The organism is Tsukamurella ocularis (assembly GCF_965138335.1).
In the GTDB taxonomy this organism is placed as follows: Bacteria; Actinomycetota; Actinomycetes; order Mycobacteriales; family Mycobacteriaceae; genus Tsukamurella; species Tsukamurella ocularis_A.
Map to the genome: position 1 here is coordinate 17,491 of NZ_CBCSDV010000006.1, position 21,844 is coordinate 39,334.

Consider the following 21,844-nt stretch of genomic DNA (forward strand, 5'->3'; position numbering starts at 1 on the left):
CGACAGCCGGGCCCCGGGGCCCGCGCTATGCAGGGGCGACAGGACTCGAACCTGCGACCTGCGGTTTTGGAGACCGCTGCTCTACCAACTGAGCTACACCCCTTTGCGGGACCTTCCGGCCCCGCACCCGCACCCTTCGAAGGGCGCGCTTTCGCACGCCCGCCGTTTGGTGCGGACAGTTCAGTGTACGGCACATCGGTGCCGCACCTCAAAACGCGCGGTCATGCGGCCCGAGCGGGCCGCGGACCGTCAGGCGAACTGGACGGTGGCGACCGGCTTGCCGAAGATCTTGCGCTCGCCCTGCTTGACCGTCAGGAAGACGACGCCCGTCTTGGACTCCTCGTCGAGCGACTTGATCTTGCCCGAGTACAGGAGCTCGGCCTTCTGGTCGGCCGGGACGAACACCGGCGCGGTGAAGCGCACGCTGTACTCCTTGAGCGCGCCCGGGTCACCCAGCCACTCGGTGATGTAGTTCGAGCCCAGGCTCATGGTGAGCATGCCCTGCGCGACGACGTCCTCCATGCCGGCCAGCTTCACGATGTGATCGGACCAGTGGATGGGGTTCGGGTCGCCGGTGACGCCGGCGTAGTTCACCAGGTCGCCGCGGGTCAGCTCGAAGGTGCGCTCCGGGAGCTCCTCGCCCACCGTCACGTCCGCGAAGTTACGAAGCGCCATACATCATCACCTTTTCCATTGCACCGACGAATTCGGCGTCCTCGTCCTCGCCCGACCGGCCGGCCAGGGTGGTCCAGGACGTGACGAGGTGGTTGCCGTCCTGGTCGTGGATCTCGTTGCGGGTCACGATCAGGTCGGCGCCCGCGGCCTGCCGGAAGGCGTCGAAGTGCACGTGGGTGGTGAGCGTCATCCCCGCGACGATCGGCGCGTGGAACTTGACCTCCTGCGCCGACTGCACGACGGGGCGACGGCCGTAGCCGACGATCGCGTTCTCGAAGAGCGGGCGGTGGGCGATGATGCCGATCAGGGAGAACATGATCGGGGGCGCCACGATGTCGCCGTAACCGGCCGCGCGCGCGGCCTCCACGTCGTGGTGGACGGGATCGGTCAGCTGGGACGCGTTCGCGAACTCACGGACCTTCTCACGGCTGACGTAGTACTTCTCGTCGTACTCGTAGTTGTAACCGACCGCGGCGCGCGTGCGCTCCGCGACTTCTTCGGGGCTGAGCTGCTCGGTGACCGGTCCACCCGGCACATCGATGTCCTTGCTCACGTGACGAACCTACCTATCGTGAATGGGCTGAAGGGCAGTATGCCAAAAGGGAGGGCATCCGCTGTGGATGCCCTCCCCCTTGTCGACGTCTACGTCAGCGCGACTCTCGGTGCGCCTGGTGCGATCCGCAGTTCGGGCAGAACTTCTTCAGCTCGAGGCGATCGGGATCGTTGCGACGGTTCTTCTTGGTGATGTAGTTACGGTGCTTGCACACCTCGCACGCCAAGGTGATCTTGGGGCGGACATCTGTCGATGAAGCCACGACGGTCCCTCTTTCGCAAATCTCTTGTCAGTTGTAGCGGTGGGGGGGCTCGATCCCCCGACCTCACGATTATGAGTCGTGCGCTCTAACCAGCTGAGCTACACCGCCCTGAGCTATCAGCACATTGCACTGGTCTAGCGAGCCCCCTGACGGAATCGAACCGTCGACCTTTTCCTTACCATGGAAACGCTCTGCCGACTGAGCTAAGGGGGCGTGCCTCAGGTCGCCGTCACCGGCGCTCCAAGAGCCTCAACGAGATTACACACCGCGGACGAGATCATCCAAATCCGCAGGTCAGCTCGTTATTGCTACGGTCCCCGGTGAAGGATCACCGGGGACCGCAGCTGGTGGCACGTGTAGGATTCGAACCTACGTAGGCTAAGCCGACGGATTTACAGTCCGCTCCCATTGGCCGCTCGGGCAACGTGCCGTGCACTGCCCGTGAAGGCAGCGGAGAAAAGACTACAACGCCCCCGTGGGGGGCACGCAAACCTGCAGGTCAACCTCATAGGAGTGCAACAGAAGATGGCCGATTCGTCGTTCGACGTCGTGAGCAAGATCGACCGCCAGGAGGTCGCCAACGCCCTCAACCAGGCCTCGAAGGAGCTCAGCCAGCGGTACGACTTCCGCGGCACGAACACCACCGTCGAGTCCTCGGGCGAGGACAAGATCGTGATCACCTCCGACGCCGAGGAGCGCGCCAAGGCCGGCCTCGAGGTCTTCCAGGAGAAGCTCATCAAGCGCGGCCTCTCGCTCAAGGCCTTCGACGCCGGCGACCCCGTCGCCTCCGGCAAGACGTACAAGATCACTGGCACGCTCGTCGAGGGCATCACCAGCGAGAACGCCAAGAAGATCAGCAAGCTCATCCGCGACGAGGGCCCCAAGTCCGTCAAGGCGCAGATCCAGGGCGACGAGCTGCGCGTGACCAGCAAGTCGCGCGACGACCTGCAGTCCGTCCAGTCGCTGCTCAAGAACGCCGACCTCGACATCGCGGTGCAGTTCGTCAACTACCGCTAGCCCCTGGTTCGACGGTGCCGTGCGGCCGGTTCTCGCGGCCCGACGGTGCCGTCGTGACCGGACCGAAGGGCGGTGTCCGGTTCCTGGTGGCCCCGTGTGCCAGTCGGCGGCCGTGGAGTCCCGCATCTCGGCTGTGGGTTTCCTCACGTCGAGAGCGGGCGGCGGATTTCGTCACGTCGCGCGTGATGGCGCCGTGCGCGGCTCGGCAGTGCGGCTGAGTGGCAGTGGGCGGCGGCGTCCGGTTGAAGCCGCGCCGCACCGCGCACGCCTTGCCGATCCCGGCCACAGCNCCGTCGTCCCCCGCGCCGCGCCGANTCCCCACCCCGGCGTTTCGTCCCCCACGACACGCCGCTCGTGGAGTGGGGGCTCGACTGTCCCTCACGCGGCGCCGATTCCCCCATGAGACGCCGGCTCTCCCCCACCGAACGCCGGCCGCCCAGCGGCACCCGACGGCGGACCGTCGGGCTACGAGGTGAGCTCCTCCAGCCGCGCGACGCGACGCCCGAGGGGCGGCTGGGTGCGGAAGATGCGGCCCATGCGGTCGCTGTCGAGGAACGGGCACACCAGCATGGTATTGGCGTGTACGGCGATCTCGGGCTCGGGCGGCAGCGGTGCGCAGGCGGCACCGTCGGTCACCTTCTCGAGCGCACTGACCAGCGTGGACGGGGCTCCGGTCAGCAGCGCACCCGCGTGGTCGGCACGGTAGTCGACGGTCCGCGAGACGCCAAGGCGGATCAGCGCGCCGGCGACGGGCGCGAGTACCGACAGCATGGCGTCGACCACCCGGCTGCGTCGCGCGCCGCCGTCGCCGAAGCCCAGCAGGTAGCCGAAGCCCGCGAAGCCGCAGATCACGGCGCCGAGCGCCCCGGCGACGGAGGCGGTCAGCGTGTCCCGGGAGCCGATCCGCGCGAGCTGGTGCGCGAGGACGGCCCGCAGTTCGTCCTCGGAGAGCAGCTCGAGCAGGCCGATGGTCACGCACACCGCGGAGTGCGTCGGGCCGTGGCCGGTGGCGAACGCGGTGGGCGCGCCGGTCGGCGAGACGTAGATCGCGGGCATCGGGAGCCGGGCGGAGGTCGACAACTCGCGGATCATCCGGAACAGCGCGGGTTGTTGCAGCTCGGAGACGCTGCGCGCGTGCATCGCGCGCAGGGGCAGCGACGGTCCGCTGACGTACAGGTAGGCGCAGACGCCCGCCGCGAGCACGATGGAGAGCACGAACGCGGTCTGCCCGAAGACGGCGCCGGTGGCCATCAGGAAACCCGCGACCAGCGCCAGCAGCAGCGCGGTGCGGATCTGATTGCCGGTCCGACTCCCCAGGCCCTGCACGTGCGGAGAACCTCAGCCCAGGCGGGCGACCGTGAAGGTGACCAGGGATTCGAGGGACGCCCGCGGCTCGGACTCCGGCAGCTCCGCCAGCTCGGCCCGGGCCTCGTCGGCGTAGCGGGCCAGCGTGGCCTGCGCCTCCTTCATGCCCGCGGAGCGGCCCAGGAGCTCGATGGCCTCGTCGACCAGCGCGTCCTCCGTGACGGGTCCCACCAGGATCTCGCGCAGCCGGTCGGCCTCCGGCCCGGAGTCGCGCAGCGCGTAGAGCACCGGCAGGGTGAACACGCCCTCACGCAGGTCGGTGCCCGGCGTCTTGCCGGAGTCCTGCGCGACGGAGCTGATGTCGATGATGTCGTCGCTGATCTGGAACGCCATGCCGATCGCGGCGCCGATGCGGTACATCCGCTGCGCCGTCTCCTCGGACGCGCCGCCGTGCAGCGCGCCGAGCAGGCCGCAGGTGGCGATGAGGCTGCCGGTCTTGCCCCAGATGGTGTCGAGGTAGTGCTGCACCGGGTCGCCGTCGCCGGCGCCCTTGAGCTCCAACATCTGGCCCGTGACCAGCTCGCCGAAGCACTTCGCGATCACGCCGACGGCGCGGGGGCCGAGGTCGGCGCCGTACGCCGAGGCGCGGGCGAACAGGTAGTCGCCGGCCAGGATCGCGATCGAGTTGCCCCACCGCGCGTTGGCCGACGGTGCGCCGCGCCGCGTGTCCGCCTCGTCCATCACGTCGTCGTGGTACAGCGTCGCGAGGTGCGTCAGCTCCATCGCCGCGGCGGCGGTGATGACCTGGTCCGACGGGGCTCCGCCGATGCGGCCGGAGAGCACCGTGAACATGGGCCGGAAGCGCTTGCCGCCGGCCTGGAACAGGTGCAGGGCCTCCTCGATCACGCACCCGTCGGCCTCGGCGATGCCATCGGCGATGACCTGCTCCACGCGGGCGAGGTCCGCGCGGATCCCCGCCGCGAACTCGTCGGATCCCAGCGAGACCCCGGCTACCGTCTTCTCCACGGGTTCAGCCTAGCGGGCGGGTCGCGGTGTGCAGCGCGACGATGCCGCCGGTCAGGTTCGTCCAGGCCACGTCGCCCCAGCCCGCCTCGCGGACGAGCTCCGCGAGCTCGGCCTGTGCCGGCCAGTTCCGGATCGACTCGGCGAGGTAGGTGTAGGCCTCGGGGTTCGACGATCCCTTCGCCACCACCTGGATAGCCTCCAGCGCGACCTTCTCGTACAGCGCGCGGAAGGCGCCGTTGGTCGGCGTCGAGAACTCGCACACCACGAGGCGGCCGCCGGGGCGCACGACGCGCGCCATCTCCCGCAGGCCCGCGACGGTGTCCTGCACGTTGCGCAGGCCGAAGGAGATCGTGGCGGCGTCGAAGGAGTCGTCGGCGAGCGGCAGCGCCATGGCGTCGCCCGCGACCATCGGCACCCGCCGGAACGCGCCGGCCTGCAGCATCCCCGTCGAGAAGTCGCAGGCCGCGACCCACGCGCCGGACCGGGCCAGGTCGACCGTCGAGACGCCGGTGCCGGCGGCGAGGTCGAGGACGCGGTCGCCCGGCGTGAGCGCCAGCGCGCGCCGGGTGCGGGCGCGCCAGTACCGATCCAACCCGCCCGTCATGAGCGTGTTGGTCCGGTCGTACCGGCGCGCGACACCGTCGAACATCGACGCGACGTCGCCCGGTTTCTTGTCGAGGGAGGCCCTTGCCATGACCCGAAAGCTACACGACCGCGCGCACGCCGCGATTCGCCGCAGGTCCGGCGATGACGTCGGCGTAATGGCCGAACAGCTGGTCGCACAGGGCCGGCCAGGTGCGGGCCAGGACCGACTTGCGGGCGGCCTCGCCGAACCGGGCGCGCAGCGCGGGATCGGCCAGGGTGTCGATGACGCCCGGCAGCAGCTCGGCGAACTCAGCGGTCGGCAGGAGGTACCCGTTGCGGCAGTGCGCGACGAGGTCGCGCGGCCCGCCCTGGTCGGGCGCGATCGACGGGACGCCGGAGGCGAGGGCCTCCTGGACGGCCTGGCAGAAGGTCTCGTGCTCGCCGGCGTGGACGAAGACGTCGAGCGAGGCGTAGGCGGCGCCGAGCTCCGCGCCGCCGAGCTGCCCGGTGAACACCGCGTGCGGCAGCAGCTTCTCGAGGCGCGCGCGTTCGGGCCCGTCGCCGACGATGACGAGCTGCACGTCGTCGCGGTGCGCGAGCCCGGCGAGCCGCTCGACGTGCTTCTCCGCGGCGAGCCGCCCGACGAAGCCGACGACGAGCCGGTCCGGCCGGTCGCCCAGCCAGGCGGAGCGCAGCGCGGGCGAGCGGTGCGACGGGGCGAACCGCTCCGCGTCGACGCCGCGCGCCCAGGTCTTCACCCGCGGGATGCGGTGCTCCTCGAGGTCCGCCACCGACGCCGACGACGGCGCCAGGGTCAGGTCGCACTGCTTGTGCATCTGCCGGGTCCACCACCACGCGGCCCGCTCGAGCGGCCCGAGGCCGTACGAGCCGGCGAACCCCGCGACGTCGGTCTGGAAGATCGCGACGGTGGGGATCCCGAGTCGCTTGGCCGCGGCGAGGCCGCCCGCGCCCAGGAAGTAGGGCGAGGCGAGGTGCACCACGTCGGGCCGGAAGTCGCGCAGCACGTCGACGATGAGCATGTTCGGCTGCCCGATCGGCAGCGACGAGATCCGCGGCAGCATCCGCGCGGGCACCCGGTACACGGGGAACCCGAGGTGCTCCAGCGGGGCCGGCTCCTCGCCCGCGACCGCATCGGGAGCGATGACGATCGCCTCGGCGCCGGTGCGGCGGCAGTGCTCGAGGACGCGGAGCACCGAGTTGGTGACCCCGTTGACGTTCGGCAGGAAGGACTCGGCCACGATCGCGATACGCACGTCAGCAGTGTCGCGCGGGGCGATGACCGCGAGGTTCCCTACCGGTCGACGGTGCGCGGAACGTCAGGTGAACTCTCACCCCGGTGGTAGCCGGCGGCGATGAGCAGCATGATCGCGCCCACCACGAGCCACGTTCCGGCGGCGACGGACGCGGCGGGGAGGATCGCGACGACGGCGGACCGTCCGGCCACGCGGACCAGTTCCGGATCCGACCGGCTGTACTCGACCTGGATGCGGTCGCCGACGTTGAGCTCGCTGGGGTAGAGGACGCCGAGCGGAGGATTGTGGTTGACGCCGTCGGTCGTGTAGAAGCTGATCGTCGAGCGGCGGGGCCCGGCGGAGAGCACCTCGGCGGTCGCGGTGCCCCGGTCGGCGTCGATTGTGCGGTCGTCGCGCACGGCGGCCGCGACGAGCACCACGCACAGCCCCGTGATGAGGATCGCCGCGCCCAGCAGGACGATCTGGACGCGCCGCAGCGCGGTCCGGCTCACGCGTCGTCCCCCGCGGCCGCGGCACTGATCCGGGCGCGCATCCCGGCGTGCAGCGCGCGCAGGCCGGTGCGCTCGGTGCGCACCTCGACCACGCGCAGGCCGTCGGCGCGGGTCGCGCCGGCGAGGTCGTTGACCCCGGCGCGCACGTACTCGACGCCGTAGGCGGCGCACAGGGAGCCGATGTCGGTGCCGTGCGGCGTGCCGAAGACGCGGGCGGCGGCACCGTCGTACTCCGCCCCGGAGTACCGCTCCTCGCCCTGCTCGAGCAGGTTGAAGATGCCGCCCCCGTTGTCGTTGGCGACCACGATGGTGAGGTTGGCGGGCCGGGGCTCCTCGGGGCCGATGAGCAGGCCGGAGGCGTCGTGCACGAACGTGAGGTCGCCCATCAGGGCGACGGTGCGCCGGTCCGGGTGCGCGAGCGCCGCGCCGACGGCCGTGCTGACGGTGCCGTCGATGCCCGCGACGCCGCGGTTGGACAGCACGCGCACGCCGGGCGGTACGTCGCCGGCGAGGGCGATGTCGCGGACGGGGTTCGACGCGCCGACCACCAGCTGGTCGCCGGTGCGCAGCGCCGCGCAGACGGCGCGGGCCACGTGCAGGCCGGTGACGGGCTCGGCGTCCAATCCCTCCGCGACAGCCTCCCGCGCGGCGGCGTCGGCCTCCGCGCAGCGCCGCAGCCAGGCCGCGTCGGGCTCGCCGACGGGCAGCACCCTGGTGCCGGTCGCGGCGACGTTGCCGGAGACGTCGGGCCAGCGCGGCCCCGTCGTCACGGCGTAGACGGTGACCTCCGGGTCGGCGAGCAGGGCGCTCACCTCGCGGTGCAGGGTCGGGCGGCCGCAGATGACGGCCTGCCGCGGCTTCAGCGCCGGCAGGGCCCACGGGTGCAGGAGCATTCGGGGTGCGGGCCCTGCACCACGGCTCGCCTGCGGCGAGGTCGGCTCGGCGACGGTGGGCAGCCCCGCGAGCGCCGGGTTCTCGCCCGCGCCGTGCCCGGAGATCACGACGGTGTCGGGAGTCAGGTCGATCGGCAGCGGCACGTCGAGGGTCGCGACGGGCGCGACGGTCCACGGGCCGCCGTCGGGCCGCCCGTGCGCGAGCTCGGGCGACGGGTCGTCGGGGACCAGCGGCTCGCGCAGCGGGATGTCGAACTGGACGGGCCCCGCGTTGCCGGTGCGGGCGCCGCGGGCTGCCGAGAGCGCGCGGCAGACGGCGCTGCGCCACTGGGAGTTGCGGTCGAGGCCGGGCTCGGCGAGCCCCAGCGAGAGCGACGCGCGGACCTGGGTGCCGAAGATGCCGAACTGCTCGACGGTCTGGTTGGCGCCGGAGCCGAGCAGCTCGTACGGCCGGTTCGCGCTCACGACCAGCAGCGGGACGCGGGCGTAGTTGGCCTCGTAGACGGCGGGCGCGAGGTTCGCGACGGCGGTGCCGGAGGTCATGATGATCGCCACGGGGCGCCGGGCGGCCGCCGCGAGGCCGACGGCGAGGAATCCGGCGGTGCGCTCGTCGATGCGGACGTGCAGCCGCAGCTCGCCGCGCTTGTCCGCCGCGTGGACGGCGAAGGCCAGCGGCGCGTTGCGCGAGCCGGGGCACAGCACCACGTCGGTGACGCCGCCGCGGACCAGCTCGTCCACGATCACGCGCGCCTGGAGCGTGGACGGGTTCGGCGGCTTCTGCATGCCGACCACCTTACGACCGCGTCACCCGTCGGCCAGCTTCGCCAGGACCGGACCGGCGAGCAGCAGCACCCCGCGCTCGAGGTCGGTGAGCCGGTCGGCCATCGCCGTCGCGAGCCAGGCGTTGCGGATCTCCCGGTCCTCCTCGATCACGGCGCGGCCCGCGTCGGTCAGCTCGACGTACTGCCGGCGGCGGTCCGCGTCGTCGCGGCGGCGACGCACGAGGCCGGCGTCGGCGAGGGCGTTGAGCGCCGGCGTGAGGGTCTGCGCGCGTACGTGGTGCGCCTCCCCCAGCTCGGCCGGCGTGGCCGGTCCGCCGCGGTCGAGGCTGCCGAGGATCAGGTACTGGGTCTCGGTGAGCGGGCCGGGGCGCCGGTGGGCGCGGATCTCCCGGCTCAGGGAGTGCACGCCGTAGCGGAGGTCGCTGACATCGGACATAGCAAGAGTTTACTTCATACTTTTGCATATTTCGCGAGTTGCATCGACCGTTCTTCAAGCAGATACTTGCAGTCATGCGAAGCGCGTGGGCGAGATGGGCAGGGCTGGCCGCCGCCTCCTGCGCCCTTTCCGCCGTGCTGATCGCCGCCGGCGTGCCGAGCGCGCCGCTGTTCGCGGCCCTGGCCTGCGCGGTGATCGCGGCGCTGGCCGGCCGGGCGCCGGGGCCGATCCCGCGGCCGGTGCAGCTGGGCGCGCAGGGCGTCCTCGGCGCGTACATCGGCACGCTCATGCAGGCGCACACCGTCGCGGCGCTGGGCTCGCGGTGGCCGGCGGCGCTGCTCGTCGGGTTCGCGACGCTGCTGCTCTCCGTCGGCGCCGGGGCGCTGCTGGGCCGGCATCGCGACACGGATTCGATCACCGGCTCGCTCGCGCTGGTCGCGGGCGGCGCGTCGGGGCTGGTCGCCATCGCGCGCGAGCTCGGCGGCGACGAGAAGGTGGTCGCGGTCGTCCAGTACCTGCGCGTCGGGCTGGTGACGGTGTCCCTGCCGCTGGTCGCGACGCTGTACCCGCATACGCCGGGATCCTCGTCGGTCGCCGCGGGCCCGGAGCGCGCCTGGTGGTTCGACCTCGGCTTCACCGCGGTGTGCGTGGGCGGCGGCCTGGCCGTCGGGCTCGCTACGCGGCTGCCCGCCGGAGGCCTCCTCGGCCCGTTGGTCGCGTCGGCCGCGCTCTCGTTGTCGGGGGTCGCCGCGGGCGCGACGGTGCCCGTGGCGCTCGTCTTCGCCGGGTACCTGGTGATCGGCTGGCAGGCGGGCGTGGGCTTCACCCGCGAATCCCTGCGATCGATGGCGCGCCTCCTGCCGTGGGCGGTGCTGCTCATCGTCGGCGTCGGGATCGGCTGCGCCGGGCTAGGCTTCGCTCTCTCGGCGATGACCGGCGTCTCCGCCCTCGACGGCTACCTCGCCACCACGCCCGGCGGTATCTACGCGGTGCTCGCCGTGGCCGCCTCGTCGAACGTCGACATCACGTTCGTCGTCGCCGCGCAGCTCATCCGCGTCCTGCTCATGCTCTTCCTCGCGCCCGCCGCCGCCCGCGCCTTCCAGAAGTGGCGCGCGACCCGCGAGCGCGACCGTGCGAACACTGCTAACATTGCGGCATGACTGCGGGCACCAGGGAATTCGACCTCATCGTCTTCGGCGCGACGGGCTTCGTCGGCGTGCTGACGGCGCGCCACCTCGCGAAGCACGCGCCCGACGGGGTGCGCATCGCGCTGGCCGGCCGCACGCAGGCCAAGCTGGAGCAGGTCCGCGCGGAGCTGGGCGAGCGGGCGAAGGAGTGGGGCATCGTCGTCGCGGACGTCGACAAGCCCTCCACCCTGGATGCGATGGTCGCTCGCACGACGGTCCTGTGCAGCACCGTCGGGCCGTATGCGCTGTACGGCGAGACGGTCGTCGGGGCGTGCGTCAACGCCGGCACGCACTACACCGACCTGACGGGCGAGGTGCTCTTCGCGCGGCGCTCGATCGACAAGTTCCAGGAGCAGGCCGCCGCGAACGGCACGAAGATCGTGCACTCCTGCGGCTTCGATTCGATCCCGTCGGACCTCGGCACGTTCCTCGTCTACGAGCGGGCCACGGCCGACGGTGCCGGCACGCTCGGCTCCACGACGCTGGTGATCCGCTCGATCCGCGGCGGCGCGAGCGGCGGCACCATCGCCTCCGCGATCGGCCTGGCCGACGAGGTGAGCGCCGACCGCGACGCGCGCCGCGTCGCCGGACGACCGCACTCGCTGAGCGTCGACCACACCCGCGAGACCCCGAAGCAGCCCGGCGACCTGTCCGTCGTCGACGCGAAGACCGTCGACCCGTCGCTGAGCGGCTCGTTGGCGCCGTTCTTCATGGCCAGCTACAACACGCGCGTCGTGCGCCGGTCCAACGGCCTGCTGGACTTCGCCTACGGCCCCGATTTCACCTACCGCGAGACGATGGCCGTGCCCGGCCCGGGCATCGTCTCCACGGTGGCGGCGCACGCCGTGCAGGGCGCCCTCGCCGTGGGCATGGCTGCGCTGGCCATCAAGCCGCTGCGCCCCGTCCTCGACCGCATCCTGCCCTCGCCCGGCGAGGGACCGAGCGAGTCCTCGCAGGCCAAGGGCTCGTTCATCGCCGACGTCTACACCCGCACGACGAGCGGCCGCCGCTACCGGTCGACCATCGGCGCGCGCCTGGATCCCGGGTACAGCGGCACCGCCGTCATGCTCGGCGAGTCCAGTCTCGCGCTCGCGCTCGACGGCGACACCGCCCGCGGCGGCGCGCCGCTCCCCGATCGCGCGGGCGTCCTCACGCCGGCCGTCGCGCTCGGCGACGTGCTCGCGGACCGCCTCCGCGCGCAGGGCTTCACCGTCGAGGTCGACGAACTGCACTAGCCGCGACGGGCGAGCGATTCCGCGCCCTCGGGTGCCGGCGAGCGCCGCGTCACGCGAGGGAGAGGAACAGCTTCTCCAGCTTCTTCTGGTCCACGTTCTCGGGCCCTTCGGTCACGATGCAGTGCTGCAGGCCGGTGGCCACGAGGGCGTAGCCGCTGCGCCCGAGCGCCTTGTTCACCGCGGCGAGCTGGGTCAGCACGTCCTCGCACTCCTCGCCCTCCTCGAGCATCCGGATCACCGTGGCGAGGTGTCCGTGCGCGCGCTTGAGCCGGGTCAGGATCGGCTTCGCCCCCTCCTCCGGGATCTTCACGACGCCAGCCCCTCGAGCATGCGGCCGAGCCGCTCCCGGGCGTCCGCCGCGACGCCGGACAGTGCCGACGTTCCGGTGAACTCCGGCATGACGTTCGGGTCCATGACCTCCACCAGCGAGGCCCCCGTCGTGGTGTCGGCGGCCGACACCACGACGTTGCACGGCAGCAGCGCGGCGACGCGCGGGTCGATGCCGAGCGCCTCGTGCGCCAGCTGCGGCCGGCACGCGCCGAGGATCACCTTCGGCGGCACGTCGACGTCCAGCTTCGCCTTGAGCGTCGCCCTCAAGTCGATCTCCGTCAGCACGCCGAAGCCCGCCTCCGCGAGGCCCTCGCGCACCCGCGCGACCGCCTCGTCGTAGGGCGCATCGATCGTCGCACTCATCGTGAATTCCGCCATGGGTTCATTCCTTTCGTCCGCCGCCCGCCGTGTCCCGACCAGTATTGCATAACCCCCCGGGGGGATGCTAGCTTCGGTCCGCTCATATCCCCCTAGGGGGTTAACGAAAGGACGTGGGATGTCATCCACCACCGACGAGACGACGCCGCACACCGAGGCGGCGCTCGCGCACGCACCGGCAGCGGCAGGCCCCCTGGGCAGGCTGGGCCTCTGGGTCGTCGGCCACGGCAGGCTCGTGGCCATCGCCTGGATCGCCGTCGTCGTGGGCCTCGGCGTCTTCGCGCCGTTCGTCGAGAAGAACCTCTCCGGCGCGGGCTGGCAGGCCAACGGCTCCGAGTCCGTACAGGCCCGCGAACTCGCGCGAGAGCACTTCGGCGGCAACGCCAGCAGCGCGATCCAGGTGGCGGTCTCGAGTTCGACCGGCCGCCTCGACGAAGGCGACGGTCCGCGCATCCTCGCCGCCGTCACCGAGAAGCTGCGCGCGGACGACCGGATCTCCGAGGTGATCGCGCCGCAGCCCGGCGCGACGCTCAGCGCCGACGGCCGCACCGCCATCGTCATCGGCGGTGCGGGCGCCGACCCGAACGACATGGTGCGCGCGGCGACCGACCTCAAGGACCCCCTGCACGCTCTGTCGACCGACACGATCGCCGTGAATCCCACCGGCTCCTCGGTGCTCTGGTCGGACTTCAACGCGGCCAACCTCGAGGCGATGCTGACCTCGGAGATGATCTCCTGGCCCGTCACGCTGGGCATCCTCGTGCTCGCCTTCGGCGCGCTCGTCGCGGCGGGGCTCCCGATCCTGCTGACCCTGGCCGGCCTCGTCGCGTCCGCCGGCTCCCTGGTGCTCATCAACGAGCTGGTGCCCACGTCGATCTGGGCCATGAACTTCGCGATGATGTTCTCGCTCGCGCTCGGCATCGACTACGCGCTGTTCCTCGTGGTCCGGTACCGCGCCGCTCGATTCGGCCAGAACCTGAGCCGCGAGCGGGCCGTCGCGCAGACGATGGACACCGCCGGCAAGGCCGTGCTGCTCTCCGGTATCACCGTCATGGTCTCGCTCTCGGCGGTGATGATCATCCCGTCGCCGTCGTTCCGGTCGGTGGCCGGCGGCATCGTCCTCTCGGTCGCCTTCGTGCTCGCCGCGACCCTCACGCTGCTTCCCCTGGTGCTCTTCACCCTGGACTCCCGCATCAACCGGATCGCCCTGCCGTGGGCCAGGTTCGACACGCACCGCTCCCCCGTCTTCGAGCGCTGGGGCGCGCGGCTCTGGCGCCGCCCCGCCCTCTGGGGCGCGGGCACCCTGGTCCTGCTCCTCGCGCTGGCGGCGCCGATCGCCGGGCTGAAGACCGCCATGCCGTCGATCGCCGTGCTGCCCGACGACGCGAGCGCCCGCCTGGGATACACCGAGGTACAGCGCGCCTTCGGCCCCGGAGCGCCGGGAATGCTGCAGATCGTCGTCCCCACGGGCGAGGCGGACGCCGCCGCCGACACGCTGCGCGCCGATACCGGGATCGCCGGCGCGATGCCCGCCGTCCCCGCCGCGGACGGCAGCGGCCTGAGCATGATCCAGGCCGTGCCCGCCGTGGGCCCGTCCGATCCGGAGCTGTCGGGCACCGTCGACCGGCTGCGCGCCGCCCTGCCGGACGACGCCCTGCTCGGCGGCGCCGCGGTGGAGAATCTGGACCTCAAGGCCCAGCTCGACACCTACGCGCCGATCGTCATCGGCATCATCCTGATCCTCGGCTTCGCGCTACTGCTGCTCGCCGTCCGGGCCCCGCTCATCGCTCTCCTCGGCACCGCCGTCAGCCTGCTCTCCACGGCCGCCGCGTTCGGCGTGGCGAAGCTGATCTTCCAGGACGGCCACGGCGCGGGGCTGCTCGGTTTCGAGTCGCAGGGCTTCCTCGACGCGTGGGCGCCGGTGTTCTTCTTCGCGATGATCTTCGCCATCGCGATGGACTACACCGTCTTCCTGCTGTCGTCGGCGAAGGAGCACTGGGAACGGACCCAGGACGCGGAGGAGGCCGCGGTCGGCGCGGTCGCCCACTCCGGCCGCGTCGTCTTCGCCGCCGGCGCGGTGATGGTGGCCGTGTTCTTCACCTTCGCCCTCTCCGGACCGCTCCCGCCGAAGGAGATGGGCGTCATCCTGGGCGTCGCCGTGCTGCTCGACGCCTTCCTGGTGCGACTGATCCTGCTGCCCGTCCTGCTGCGCCTGTCCGGCCGCACCGCCTGGGCGATCCCGCCCCGGCTCGACCGGATCCTGCCGAAGATCAGCTTCGCCCACGACTGATGATCGACTCCACCGGCGGCCGCGGTCTCGTTCCCGGCCCGAGCGCGTAAGGTCCGGCTCATGTGCAGTGCGATCACCTGCCGCGTGTGCGGCAAGACCACCTGGACCGGCTGCGGCTCCCACGTCGACGCCGTCCGCGCCACCGTCCGCCCCGAGGACTGGTGCGACGGTCACGCCGTGCCCGCCGAGCAGCCCGCCAAGCGCGGCTGGTTCCGCCGCTGATCTCCGGCGGCGTCATCACGATTTCCTGCTCAGCTCGGCAGCACGGCACCTATCTCCTCGCCGCCGAGCTGAACGCGACTTTCGGACACCGCTACTGGTCGATGCGCGCGAAGGGGCGCAGCTCCTCCACCTCGTAGGCGAGCTCGAGCAGCGCCGCCTCCGTGCCCGCGGGTCCCGCGAACTGGGCGCCCAGCGGGAGCCCGGCCTCGTCGAACCCGCACGGCACGGAGATCGCCGGGCCGCCCGAGACGTTGTTGAGCGGCGTGATGCCCACCATCGCGATGGTGCGGGACATGAACTCGTCGAAGGGCAGCGTCGGGTCGAGGTGGCCGATCCGCGGGGTCGGGCTCGTCATGGTGGGCGAGAGCATCGCGTCGACGCCCCGCTCGACGAACATCCGCTCGTAGTTCCCCGTCACGGCGCGCAGCCGCGCGATCGCCCCCGGGATCGACGGTGCGCCGCGCAACCCGGACCACAGGAGGCTGCGCGTCACGGGATCCAGCGCCGAGAAGGAGATCCGGCCGCGCGCCTCGACCGCCGAGGCGGCCACCTCGAGCCCCGCGAGCAGGCCCCAGTAGTGCAGGAAGTCGTCGACGAAGCCGGCGTCGAGGCGCAGGTCCGCCATGCTCAGCTCGACGATCTCGTGGCCCTGGCCGGCGAGCTCGTCGGCGAGGGAGCGCACGGGCGCGAGGCACGCGTCGGCGATGCCGAACTCGGTGACGGAATCGGTGACCAGCCCGATCCGCCGCCGCCGGCCCGGACCGCGCACGTGCCCGACGGGCGGCAGCGCGGGGTTGCGACGGTGCCGCTCGGCCGCGGCGATGTACCGCGCGGTGTCCCGGACGGTGCGCGTGAGCACGCCCTCGCAGACCACGTTGACGGGCAGCACCTTCAGCGCGGGCAACTCGGCGAGCCGGCCGCGCGTGCTCTTGAGTCCGACGAGGCCGTTCAGCGCGGCCGGGATGCGGATGGAGCCGCCGCCGTCGTTCCCGTGGGCGATCGGCAGCGCGCCGGAGGCGACCAGCGCCGCGGCGCCCGACGACGAGCCGCCCACGGTGTAGTCGGTGTTCCACGGATTGCGGGCGGGCGGGCGGTCGGCGAACTCCGCGCTCGCGGTCATCCCGAACTCGGGCATCACCGTCGAGGCCAGCACGTTCACGCCCGTCGCCGCGAACTGCTCGCCCACCGGCCCGGAGCGCGTGGCCGGCGTGGCGGGCAGGGCGGCCGAGCCCATCGTGGTGGGCAGGCCGGCGAAGGCGGTGTTCTCCTTGATCGCCGACGGGACGCCGTGGAACGGCGCGTCCGCGGGGCCCTCCGGCCCGGCGCCGCCCTCGGGCAGCCACCAGCGCACCGCCCGCGTCGCGGGATCGACGGCGCGCATCCGCTTCGTCGCGGCCGCGGCGGCCTCGGCGACGCCGATCTCGCCGGCCGCGATCGCCTCGGCGACGCCGGTGGCGTCGAGGGTGCCGAGGGCGTCGTCGGCGAAGGCGTTCGCCCGCGTGCCGGCCTGAGTGATCTCCGTGGTCATGGCTGCTCCTCCGGCGTGACCGCCGAGTTTGTACAAACTTACAGAAATGGACGATAGCCCGAGTCTGGAACTTTGTACAGACTTTGCTCGCGGCCTACACTGCGAGGCGTGGAGGAGCGCAGACACCGGCGGAGCACGCTCGAACGCAAGCGCGCCCTGCTCGAGGCGACCGTGGAAACGGTCGGCGAATCCGGGTACGCCTCCGTGACCCACCGCGCGGTGACGGCACGGGCGGGCTTGCCCACCACGACGATCGGCTACTTCTTCGCGTCGATCGACGACCTCACGCACGAGGCCATGCGCACCTTCGTGGCGGAGGAGTTCGAGCGCCTCGCGGTGCTGTCGACGTTCCTGGAGAACACCTCGGCGAGCCCCGACGACGTGATCGCCGCCTTCGCCGCGTCCTCCGAAGCGCGCGGCAACGAGTCCCTCGCGCTCATCGAGGCGTACCTGCGGGCGGCGCGCGATCCGGCGTCGCGCGTGTTGGTGGAGGACTACCTGCGCGCCGCGGACACGGTCGCACAGGGCGCGGCCGGGCTCGCCGGGGCGCGCATCGACCCCGCGACGGCCCGCGGCGTCGTCGCCCTGATCAACGGCTTCACCGTGCTGGACTCCGCCCTGCCCGACGCCGCCGACATGACCATCAAGATCCGCGCGCTGCGCACCATGCTGATCGGCGCCCTGTTCGAGCAGGGGCACGAGGACGCGGCCCGCGCGCTGCGGGACGCGGCCGGTTAGCCGGCGCCCGGCGCCAGGGTGCCCGCGCTGTCGTTCGCGGCGATGCGGGCGGCCATCCGCTCCTGCGCCTCCCGGATTCCGGTGGCGTACGCGGGATCGATCGCCGAGTCCAGCGCGAAGTCGAACTCGCGGCTGGTCTGCAGCCGATCCGCCGCCTCGGTGAAGCGCCCCTGGCGGCGGTAGCCCTCGGCCAGGTTGAGGTGCAGCGACGGCATGAACCCGGCCACGCTGAGCGACGGGTGGACGGCCTGCAGGTCCGAGTCCGAGACGTGCGCCGATTCCGCGAGCGCGACCTCGTCCCATTCCACCTCGGCGTCCAGGTCCTCCTGCACGTCCGCGATGTAGTGGGCGGCGATGCACCGCGCCGCGTGGTCGCCGGGCGCGATCCGCGCCCAGGTGGCCTCGAGCTTCTGCTTCCGCTCGGAGGGCTCCCCCGTCATCGCGGCGCCGAGCTCCGTCATCAGGTTCTCCATGCCCCGCACCCTAGCGCCCGCCACCGACAACGAATTCCCGCCGGACTCGGGCCGCGAAATCCCCCGGTGCGCCATCCGTAGGACTACAAAGGAACGATGAGACGCACGCTGGTGGCCGTCGTATCCGCGCTGATGCTGGCACTGCTGGGCGCGCCGCCGGCACAGGCCGCCGACGTCGAAGCCGCCATCGCGCGGGGCATGACGCTCGTCGGCACGGACACCTTCGGCGAGTACGGGTGCGAGGACTTCGTCGACTTCGCCTACGGCAGGACCACCGCCACCGGTATCCCGCGGGACCACGCGCGCTCGTACTACGAGGCGCTGGAGGCCAAGGGCCTCGGCCATTCCAGCCTGCCCGCGCCGCGGGGCGCGCTCGTCTTCACCCAGAGCGAGTACGGCTACCACGTGGACATCTCGCTCGGGAACGGGAAGTACCTCAGCGGCGGCGTGCAGGGGCTCAAGCGGGGGTATGGCGACGGGAGCCAGATCCAGGTCATCGACGCCCCGAATCCGCGCCCGCACCGGCTGCTGGGCTGGGCGTACGCACCCTGGAAGTAGCGTTCCGCGCCGCCGCGCCTCACGATGCCGATTTCTGCGGCGCCGGACGTGTTCCGGCGCACCTCTGACGCCCCGGAACCCGACGACGTGAACTAGGCGACCAGCGCGTGGCACCGTCGGAGGCGGTCCAGCCACCAGTCCCGGCGCTCCCCCGTCACCTCGACCGCCGCCAGCTGCTCCGGCGTCGGCGCGATGGCGCGCACATGCAGCGCGCCGTCGACGAGGGGGTGCTCGCCGAGGTCGGCGGTGAAGAAGCCGCCGGTGCCGAGGCCCGCGGCGTTGCCGTCGGGGACGCACGCCGCGGCGGCGATCCCGGCGGAGAGCCCGACCGCCGTGTCCAGCGCGGAGGAGACCGTCACCCGCACGCCGGCAGCCGCTTTCAGCGCGGCGGCCACCTCCAGCACCGCCCGGACCCCGCCCAGCGGCGCCACCTTCACCACCGCGACGTCGGCGGCGCCGAGCTCCGCCACGCGCATCGGATCGTCGGCGCGGCGGATGGATTCGTCGGCCGCGATGTCGCAGGCGCCGCCCAGCCGGCGCCGCACCTCCGCGAGCTCCTCGACGGTGGCGCAGGGCTGTTCGGCGTAGTCGAGCGGCCCGCCCTCGAGCAGCCGGGCCAGCGCCTCGGCGGCCTGGTCGACGGTCCAGCCGCCGTTGGCATCCACGCGCACCGCGCCGCCGGGCATCGCCTCCCGCACGGCCGCGACTCGCGCCACGTCCTGCGCGAGCGTCTGCCCGGCCTCGGCCACCTTCACCTTCGCGACCCGGCAGCCCGGGAAGCGCGCGAGCACCGTCGGAACGTCGCCCGCCGGCACCGCGGGGACCGTCGCGTTCACCGGCACCACGGCCCGCAGGGGCTCCGGGAAACCCTCGTACGCGGCCTCGATCCCGGCCCGCAGCCAGTGCGCGGCCTCGGCGTCGTCGTACTCGGGGAAGGGGCCGAACTCGCCCCAGCCCGCCGGCCCCTCGAAGACCACCGCCTCGCGGGCCGTGATCCCGCGGAACCGCACTCGCATCGGCAGCCGCACCACGCGCGCCGCGGCCACCAGTTCGTCGACGTCCACCACGACCCCAACAGTAGAGTCGGCTGCGTGACTTTCAACCCCGAGCTGTGGCAGCCGGTCCCCGGATTCGAGGACCTCACCGACATCACCTACCACCGGCACATCACGCAGGGCACCGTCCGCGTGGCCTTCGACCGGCCGGAGGTGCGCAACGCCTTCCGCCCGCACACCGTCGACGAGCTGTACCGCGCGCTCGATCACGCGCGGTGCACCCCCGACGTGGGCGCGGTGCTGCTCACCGGCAACGGGCCGGCGCCGAAGGACGGCGTGTGGTCGTTCTGCTCGGGCGGCGATCAGCGCATCCGCGGCCGCTCCGGCTACCAGTACGCGACGAGCCACGACTCGGACGTCGAGGCGGCGACCGCCGACGGCGTCGACGAGGCCCGGGTCAAGGCCGAGGGCGGCCGGCTGCACATCCTGGAGGTGCAGCGCCTCATCCGGTTCATGCCGAAGGTGGTGATCGCGCTGGTCAACGGCTGGGCCGCGGGCGGCGGGCACTCGCTGCACGTGACCTGCGATCTCACGCTGGCGAGCCGCGAGCACGCGAAGTTCAAGCAGACCGATGCCGATGTGGGCAGCTTCGACGCCGGCTACGGCAGCGCGTACCTCGCCAAGCAGGTGGGCAACAAGTTCGCCCGCGAGATCTTCTTCCTGGGCGATGTGTACAGCGCCGAGGACATGCACCGGATGGGCGCCGTGAACCGCGTCGTCGATCACGACGAGCTCGAGAACGTCGCGCTGGAGTGGTCCGCGAAGATCCTCGGCAAGAGCCCGCAGGCGCAGCGCATGCTCAAGTACGCCTTCAACCTCCCCGACGACGGGCTCGTCGGGCAGCAGCTCTTCGCCGGCGAGGCCACCCGCCTGGCGTACATGACCGACGAGGCCGTCGAGGGCCGCGACTCCTTCCTGGAGAAGCGCGCCCCCGACTGGTCCCCGTTCCCGTACTACTACTGATGACCGACCAGCCGCCGATCCCCGTCGGCTCCCAGCTGACGACCGCCGTGCTCGGGCTACCGCTGGCAGGCGTGGTCCGGCTCTGGACCGACCGCCCGTCGACCTGGCGAGTCCGGGACTACGACACCCTCCTCAGCCGGCTGGGCACCGGGTCCATCGCGAGGACGGCCACCGCGCCGCACCGCTACCGGGAGGCGGCGTTCCTCGACGCGGAGAACGGCCGGTTGCTCATCCAGGCGCGGAATCCCCTCAGTACCAACGACCAGGGCTACTCCGCGGAGGGCTTCATCGTCGACCTGGAGCCGGCGGACCTCCCCCAGGAGGACCTCTGGGACGAGCTGCGGGACACGCTAAGCCGCGTCGCCCTGCACGCGATCCAACGCGGGGAGGCCATGGTCGTCGAGCTGGGCGGCTGGGACCCGCCCGTCGAGCCGTACTGCCTCGCAACGGCACTCGTCGAGGACGGCGAGGCCCGATCGGTCGTCGAGACAGCGCCCGCCGTCAGGGGGAGCGAGTTCTGGCCCGAGGTGGGCGCGCAACCCGGACAGACACTGTCCGCCCCGCTCACGGAGGACACCGTTTCGGTTATCGGGATCCTCGCCGCGGATGCGCTGCTGTCGTGGGACGTTCACCCGTGCGACCTGGCCATCACCTACGCGCCGATGAACCCCGCGTGAACACGTGCGTGTTCTGCGCGATCGTCGCGGCTGAGGCGCCCGCGGCGATCGTCGCCGAGACCGACGAGGTGATCGCCTTCCTCGACGTCCGCCCCGTCAGCACGGGCCACACCCTCGTCGTCCCGAAGCGGCACGCGGCGCGCCTCGCCGACCTCCCCGCCGAGGACGGCACGCGGATGTTCGCGCTCGGCCACCGGCTGGCCCGGGCCGCGACCGACGGCGGGCTCCGGGCCGACGGCGTGAACCTCGTCGTCAACGACGGCCGCGCCGCCTTCCAGACCGTCGATCACGTGCACCTGCACGTGATTCCGCGGTTCGCGGGCGACAAGGGCGCCGTGCTCGGACGATTCCTCCGCCGCAGGCCCCGCACGTCCGACGGTGCCGCCGCCCTCCTCCGCGCGGCCCTGCCGGACTGACACCGGGAGCGTACTCTGCTCGCATGGACGTGGATGTGGTGGTCGAGCGCGTGATTCCCGTTGCGCGCGAGCGGGTCGCGGGGTTCGCGGGCGATCCCTCGAACGCCCCACGGTGGTACGCCAACATCCGCTCCGTCGCCTGGCGGACGGAGCCCCCTGTGCGGCTCGGCTCGCGGATGGACTTCGAAGCGCGGTTCCTGGGGCGGCCGCTGGCCTACACGTACGAGGTGACCGAGCTCGTCGCGGGCGAGCGGATGGTGATGCGCACCGCCGACGGCCCCTTCCCCATGGAGACCACGTACACCTGGGAGACGGTGCCCGACGGAACCCTCATGCGGCTGCGGAACCGTGGCACCCCCAGCGGATTCGCCCGCGCCGCTGCGCCCGTCATGGCGCGCGCGATGCGGTCCGCGATGACGAAGGACCTCGACCTCCTGAGCCGGCTCCTCGTCGACGGCGATCCGCGCACCTGACGTGTGTGTGATCATGACCGCT

26 protein-coding genes and 4 tRNA genes are annotated in these 21,844 nt (G+C 72.2%); 11 read left to right on the forward strand and 19 right to left on the reverse strand.

What is annotated here, in order from left to right:
• Positions 1–30: 30 nt before the first annotated feature.
• The 7 genes from ACNAYW_RS07630 to ACNAYW_RS07660 form a co-directional block, all read right to left on the reverse strand.
• Positions 31–103: transfer RNA gene (locus ACNAYW_RS07630), tRNA-Trp, on the reverse strand.
• A gap of 146 nt (positions 104–249) precedes the next feature.
• The gene (gene hadB / locus ACNAYW_RS07635) at positions 250–675 is read right to left on the reverse strand and encodes a (3R)-hydroxyacyl-ACP dehydratase subunit HadB (protein ID WP_415849112.1); all 426 of its coding nucleotides are present in this window, start codon (positions 673–675) and stop codon (positions 250–252) included.
• Positions 662–1,228 (reverse strand): (3R)-hydroxyacyl-ACP dehydratase subunit HadA, encoded by a 567-nt coding sequence (hadA, locus tag ACNAYW_RS07640; protein ID WP_415849113.1) that lies wholly within the window; start codon positions 1,226–1,228, stop codon positions 662–664. Before hadA ends, hadB begins: the two co-directional genes overlap by 14 nt.
• Before the next feature lie 94 nt (positions 1,229–1,322).
• Positions 1,323–1,490 carry a 50S ribosomal protein L33 gene (rpmG, locus tag ACNAYW_RS07645; RefSeq protein WP_013125415.1) on the reverse strand — a complete coding sequence of 56 codons (168 nt, stop codon included), beginning with the start codon at positions 1,488–1,490 and terminating at the stop codon, positions 1,323–1,325.
• A 34-nt stretch (positions 1,491–1,524) separates the two neighbouring features.
• Positions 1,525–1,598, reverse strand: a tRNA-Met gene (locus ACNAYW_RS07650).
• A gap of 32 nt (positions 1,599–1,630) precedes the next feature.
• Positions 1,631–1,703: transfer RNA gene (locus ACNAYW_RS07655), tRNA-Thr, on the reverse strand.
• Positions 1,704–1,835: 132 nt separating this feature from the next.
• Positions 1,836–1,920, reverse strand: a tRNA-Tyr gene (locus tag ACNAYW_RS07660).
• Positions 1,921–2,015: 95 nt separating this feature from the next.
• On the opposite strand from ACNAYW_RS07660, the gene ACNAYW_RS07665 reads away from it, so the two are divergent.
• Positions 2,016–2,507 carry a YajQ family cyclic di-GMP-binding protein gene (locus ACNAYW_RS07665; RefSeq protein ID WP_415849114.1) on the forward strand — a complete coding sequence of 164 codons (492 nt, stop codon included), beginning with the start codon at positions 2,016–2,018 and terminating at the stop codon, positions 2,505–2,507.
• A gap of 465 nt (positions 2,508–2,972) precedes the next feature.
• Here the strand turns inward: ACNAYW_RS07665 and ACNAYW_RS07670 are convergent, their stop codons facing one another.
• Genes ACNAYW_RS07670 through ACNAYW_RS07700 form a run of 7 tightly spaced genes read right to left on the reverse strand, consistent with a single transcriptional unit; the run spans position 2,973 to position 9,299 of the window.
• Positions 2,973–3,833: a M48 family metalloprotease gene (locus ACNAYW_RS07670; protein ID WP_415849115.1), complete on the reverse strand. Its 861-nt coding sequence runs from the start codon at positions 3,831–3,833 to the stop codon at positions 2,973–2,975.
• Between the two features lie 12 nt (positions 3,834–3,845).
• A complete protein-coding gene (locus ACNAYW_RS07675; protein WP_415849116.1) occupies positions 3,846–4,838 on the reverse strand; it encodes a polyprenyl synthetase family protein in 993 nt (330 codons plus the stop codon).
• 4 nt (positions 4,839–4,842) lie between these two features.
• A complete protein-coding gene (locus ACNAYW_RS07680; protein ID WP_415849117.1) occupies positions 4,843–5,532 on the reverse strand; it encodes a demethylmenaquinone methyltransferase in 690 nt (229 codons plus the stop codon).
• 10 nt (positions 5,533–5,542) lie between these two features.
• Positions 5,543–6,697, reverse strand: coding sequence for a glycosyltransferase family 4 protein (locus ACNAYW_RS07685; protein ID WP_415849118.1), 1,155 nt, complete (start codon positions 6,695–6,697; stop codon positions 5,543–5,545).
• 38 nt (positions 6,698–6,735) lie between these two features.
• Positions 6,736–7,188 (reverse strand): DUF3592 domain-containing protein, encoded by a 453-nt coding sequence (locus ACNAYW_RS07690; RefSeq protein WP_068523938.1) that lies wholly within the window; start codon positions 7,186–7,188, stop codon positions 6,736–6,738.
• Complete coding sequence (gene menD / locus ACNAYW_RS07695) at positions 7,185–8,864, reverse strand: 2-succinyl-5-enolpyruvyl-6-hydroxy-3-cyclohexene-1-carboxylic-acid synthase (RefSeq protein ID WP_415849119.1); 1,680 nt, start codon at positions 8,862–8,864, stop codon at positions 7,185–7,187. The genes ACNAYW_RS07690 and menD overlap by 4 nt, the downstream gene beginning before the upstream one ends.
• A 21-nt stretch (positions 8,865–8,885) precedes the next feature.
• Complete coding sequence (locus ACNAYW_RS07700; RefSeq protein WP_415849120.1) at positions 8,886–9,299, reverse strand: MarR family transcriptional regulator; 414 nt, start codon at positions 9,297–9,299, stop codon at positions 8,886–8,888.
• Between the two features lie 74 nt (positions 9,300–9,373).
• Here ACNAYW_RS07700 and ACNAYW_RS07705 point away from each other — a divergent pair, with 74 nt between their 5' ends.
• The gene (locus ACNAYW_RS07705; protein WP_415849121.1) at positions 9,374–10,459 is read left to right on the forward strand and encodes an AbrB family transcriptional regulator; all 1,086 of its coding nucleotides are present in this window, start codon (positions 9,374–9,376) and stop codon (positions 10,457–10,459) included.
• The gene (locus ACNAYW_RS07710) at positions 10,456–11,721 is read left to right on the forward strand and encodes a saccharopine dehydrogenase family protein (protein WP_415849122.1); all 1,266 of its coding nucleotides are present in this window, start codon (positions 10,456–10,458) and stop codon (positions 11,719–11,721) included. Before ACNAYW_RS07705 ends, ACNAYW_RS07710 begins: the two co-directional genes overlap by 4 nt.
• Before the next feature lie 49 nt (positions 11,722–11,770).
• Here ACNAYW_RS07710 and ACNAYW_RS07715 read toward each other — a convergent pair whose 3' ends face one another.
• Together ACNAYW_RS07715 and ACNAYW_RS07720 are read right to left on the reverse strand one after the other, a co-directional pair.
• Complete coding sequence (locus ACNAYW_RS07715; protein WP_415849123.1) at positions 11,771–12,031, reverse strand: metal-sensitive transcriptional regulator; 261 nt, start codon at positions 12,029–12,031, stop codon at positions 11,771–11,773.
• Positions 12,028–12,429 (reverse strand): DUF302 domain-containing protein, encoded by a 402-nt coding sequence (locus tag ACNAYW_RS07720; protein WP_415849124.1) that lies wholly within the window; start codon positions 12,427–12,429, stop codon positions 12,028–12,030. The genes ACNAYW_RS07715 and ACNAYW_RS07720 overlap by 4 nt, the downstream gene beginning before the upstream one ends.
• A gap of 118 nt (positions 12,430–12,547) precedes the next feature.
• Between ACNAYW_RS07720 and ACNAYW_RS07725 the strand changes: the two genes are divergently transcribed.
• Entirely contained in the window at positions 12,548–14,719 is a 2,172-nt protein-coding gene (locus ACNAYW_RS07725) for an MMPL family transporter (RefSeq protein ID WP_415849125.1), read from the forward strand.
• A gap of 60 nt (positions 14,720–14,779) precedes the next feature.
• The gene (locus ACNAYW_RS07730; RefSeq protein WP_415849126.1) at positions 14,780–14,941 is read left to right on the forward strand and encodes a hypothetical protein; all 162 of its coding nucleotides are present in this window, start codon (positions 14,780–14,782) and stop codon (positions 14,939–14,941) included.
• A 91-nt stretch (positions 14,942–15,032) separates the two neighbouring features.
• On the opposite strand, the gene ACNAYW_RS07735 is transcribed toward ACNAYW_RS07730, so the two are convergent.
• Complete coding sequence (locus ACNAYW_RS07735) at positions 15,033–16,469, reverse strand: amidase (protein WP_415849127.1); 1,437 nt, start codon at positions 16,467–16,469, stop codon at positions 15,033–15,035.
• Between the two features lie 108 nt (positions 16,470–16,577).
• Here ACNAYW_RS07735 and ACNAYW_RS07740 point away from each other — a divergent pair, with 108 nt between their 5' ends.
• A complete protein-coding gene (locus ACNAYW_RS07740) occupies positions 16,578–17,207 on the forward strand; it encodes a TetR/AcrR family transcriptional regulator (protein ID WP_415849128.1) in 630 nt (209 codons plus the stop codon).
• Here ACNAYW_RS07740 and ACNAYW_RS07745 read toward each other — a convergent pair.
• Complete coding sequence (locus tag ACNAYW_RS07745) at positions 17,204–17,680, reverse strand: hypothetical protein (protein ID WP_415849129.1); 477 nt, start codon at positions 17,678–17,680, stop codon at positions 17,204–17,206. The two genes, ACNAYW_RS07740 and ACNAYW_RS07745, sit on opposite strands and share 4 nt — an antisense overlap.
• Before the next feature lie 96 nt (positions 17,681–17,776).
• Here ACNAYW_RS07745 and ACNAYW_RS07750 point away from each other — a divergent pair, with 96 nt between their 5' ends.
• On the forward strand, positions 17,777–18,238 hold the full coding sequence (locus tag ACNAYW_RS07750; RefSeq protein WP_415849130.1) for a hypothetical protein: 462 nt from the start codon (positions 17,777–17,779) through the stop codon (positions 18,236–18,238).
• Between the two features lie 92 nt (positions 18,239–18,330).
• On the opposite strand, the gene ACNAYW_RS07755 is transcribed toward ACNAYW_RS07750, so the two are convergent.
• Positions 18,331–19,305 carry an o-succinylbenzoate synthase gene (locus tag ACNAYW_RS07755; RefSeq protein ID WP_415849131.1) on the reverse strand — a complete coding sequence of 325 codons (975 nt, stop codon included), beginning with the start codon at positions 19,303–19,305 and terminating at the stop codon, positions 18,331–18,333.
• 24 nt (positions 19,306–19,329) lie between these two features.
• Here ACNAYW_RS07755 and ACNAYW_RS07760 point away from each other — a divergent pair, with 24 nt between their 5' ends.
• Genes ACNAYW_RS07760 through ACNAYW_RS07775 form a run of 4 tightly spaced genes read left to right on the forward strand, consistent with a single transcriptional unit; the run spans position 19,330 to position 21,822 of the window.
• Positions 19,330–20,256, forward strand: a complete 927-nt coding sequence (locus tag ACNAYW_RS07760; protein WP_224647586.1) for a 1,4-dihydroxy-2-naphthoyl-CoA synthase — start codon at positions 19,330–19,332, stop codon at positions 20,254–20,256.
• Positions 20,256–20,933 carry a hypothetical protein gene (locus ACNAYW_RS07765; protein ID WP_415849132.1) on the forward strand — a complete coding sequence of 226 codons (678 nt, stop codon included), beginning with the start codon at positions 20,256–20,258 and terminating at the stop codon, positions 20,931–20,933. The genes ACNAYW_RS07760 and ACNAYW_RS07765 overlap by 1 nt, the downstream gene beginning before the upstream one ends.
• Complete coding sequence (locus ACNAYW_RS07770) at positions 20,930–21,349, forward strand: HIT family protein (protein WP_415849133.1); 420 nt, start codon at positions 20,930–20,932, stop codon at positions 21,347–21,349. Before ACNAYW_RS07765 ends, ACNAYW_RS07770 begins: the two co-directional genes overlap by 4 nt.
• Before the next feature lie 23 nt (positions 21,350–21,372).
• The gene (locus tag ACNAYW_RS07775) at positions 21,373–21,822 is read left to right on the forward strand and encodes an SRPBCC family protein (RefSeq protein WP_415849134.1); all 450 of its coding nucleotides are present in this window, start codon (positions 21,373–21,375) and stop codon (positions 21,820–21,822) included.
• Positions 21,823–21,844 lie beyond the last annotated feature (22 nt).

Bases quoted from the DNA above. Each gene is read 5' to 3' on its own strand.
- hadB (WP_415849112.1), bottom strand. From the start codon at position 675: ATGGCGCTTCGTAACTTCGCGGACGTGACGGTGGGCGAGGAGCTCCCG.
- ACNAYW_RS07665 (WP_415849114.1), top strand. From the start codon at position 2,016: ATGGCCGATTCGTCGTTCGACGTCGTGAGCAAGATCGACCGCCAGGAG.
- ACNAYW_RS07680 (WP_415849117.1), bottom strand. From the start codon at position 5,532: ATGGCAAGGGCCTCCCTCGACAAGAAACCGGGCGACGTCGCGTCGATG.
- menD (WP_415849119.1), bottom strand. From the start codon at position 8,864: ATGCAGAAGCCGCCGAACCCGTCCACGCTCCAGGCGCGCGTGATCGTG.
- ACNAYW_RS07700 (WP_415849120.1), bottom strand. From the start codon at position 9,299: ATGTCCGATGTCAGCGACCTCCGCTACGGCGTGCACTCCCTGAGCCGG.
- ACNAYW_RS07705 (WP_415849121.1), top strand. From the start codon at position 9,374: ATGCGAAGCGCGTGGGCGAGATGGGCAGGGCTGGCCGCCGCCTCCTGC.
- ACNAYW_RS07710 (WP_415849122.1), top strand. From the start codon at position 10,456: ATGACTGCGGGCACCAGGGAATTCGACCTCATCGTCTTCGGCGCGACG.
- ACNAYW_RS07720 (WP_415849124.1), bottom strand. From the start codon at position 12,429: ATGGCGGAATTCACGATGAGTGCGACGATCGATGCGCCCTACGACGAG.
- ACNAYW_RS07725 (WP_415849125.1), top strand. From the start codon at position 12,548: ATGTCATCCACCACCGACGAGACGACGCCGCACACCGAGGCGGCGCTC.
- ACNAYW_RS07730 (WP_415849126.1), top strand. From the start codon at position 14,780: ATGTGCAGTGCGATCACCTGCCGCGTGTGCGGCAAGACCACCTGGACC.
- ACNAYW_RS07735 (WP_415849127.1), bottom strand. From the start codon at position 16,469: ATGACCACGGAGATCACTCAGGCCGGCACGCGGGCGAACGCCTTCGCC.
- ACNAYW_RS07745 (WP_415849129.1), bottom strand. From the start codon at position 17,680: ATGGAGAACCTGATGACGGAGCTCGGCGCCGCGATGACGGGGGAGCCC.
- ACNAYW_RS07750 (WP_415849130.1), top strand. From the start codon at position 17,777: ATGAGACGCACGCTGGTGGCCGTCGTATCCGCGCTGATGCTGGCACTG.
- ACNAYW_RS07765 (WP_415849132.1), top strand. From the start codon at position 20,256: ATGACCGACCAGCCGCCGATCCCCGTCGGCTCCCAGCTGACGACCGCC.
- ACNAYW_RS07775 (WP_415849134.1), top strand. From the start codon at position 21,373: ATGGACGTGGATGTGGTGGTCGAGCGCGTGATTCCCGTTGCGCGCGAG.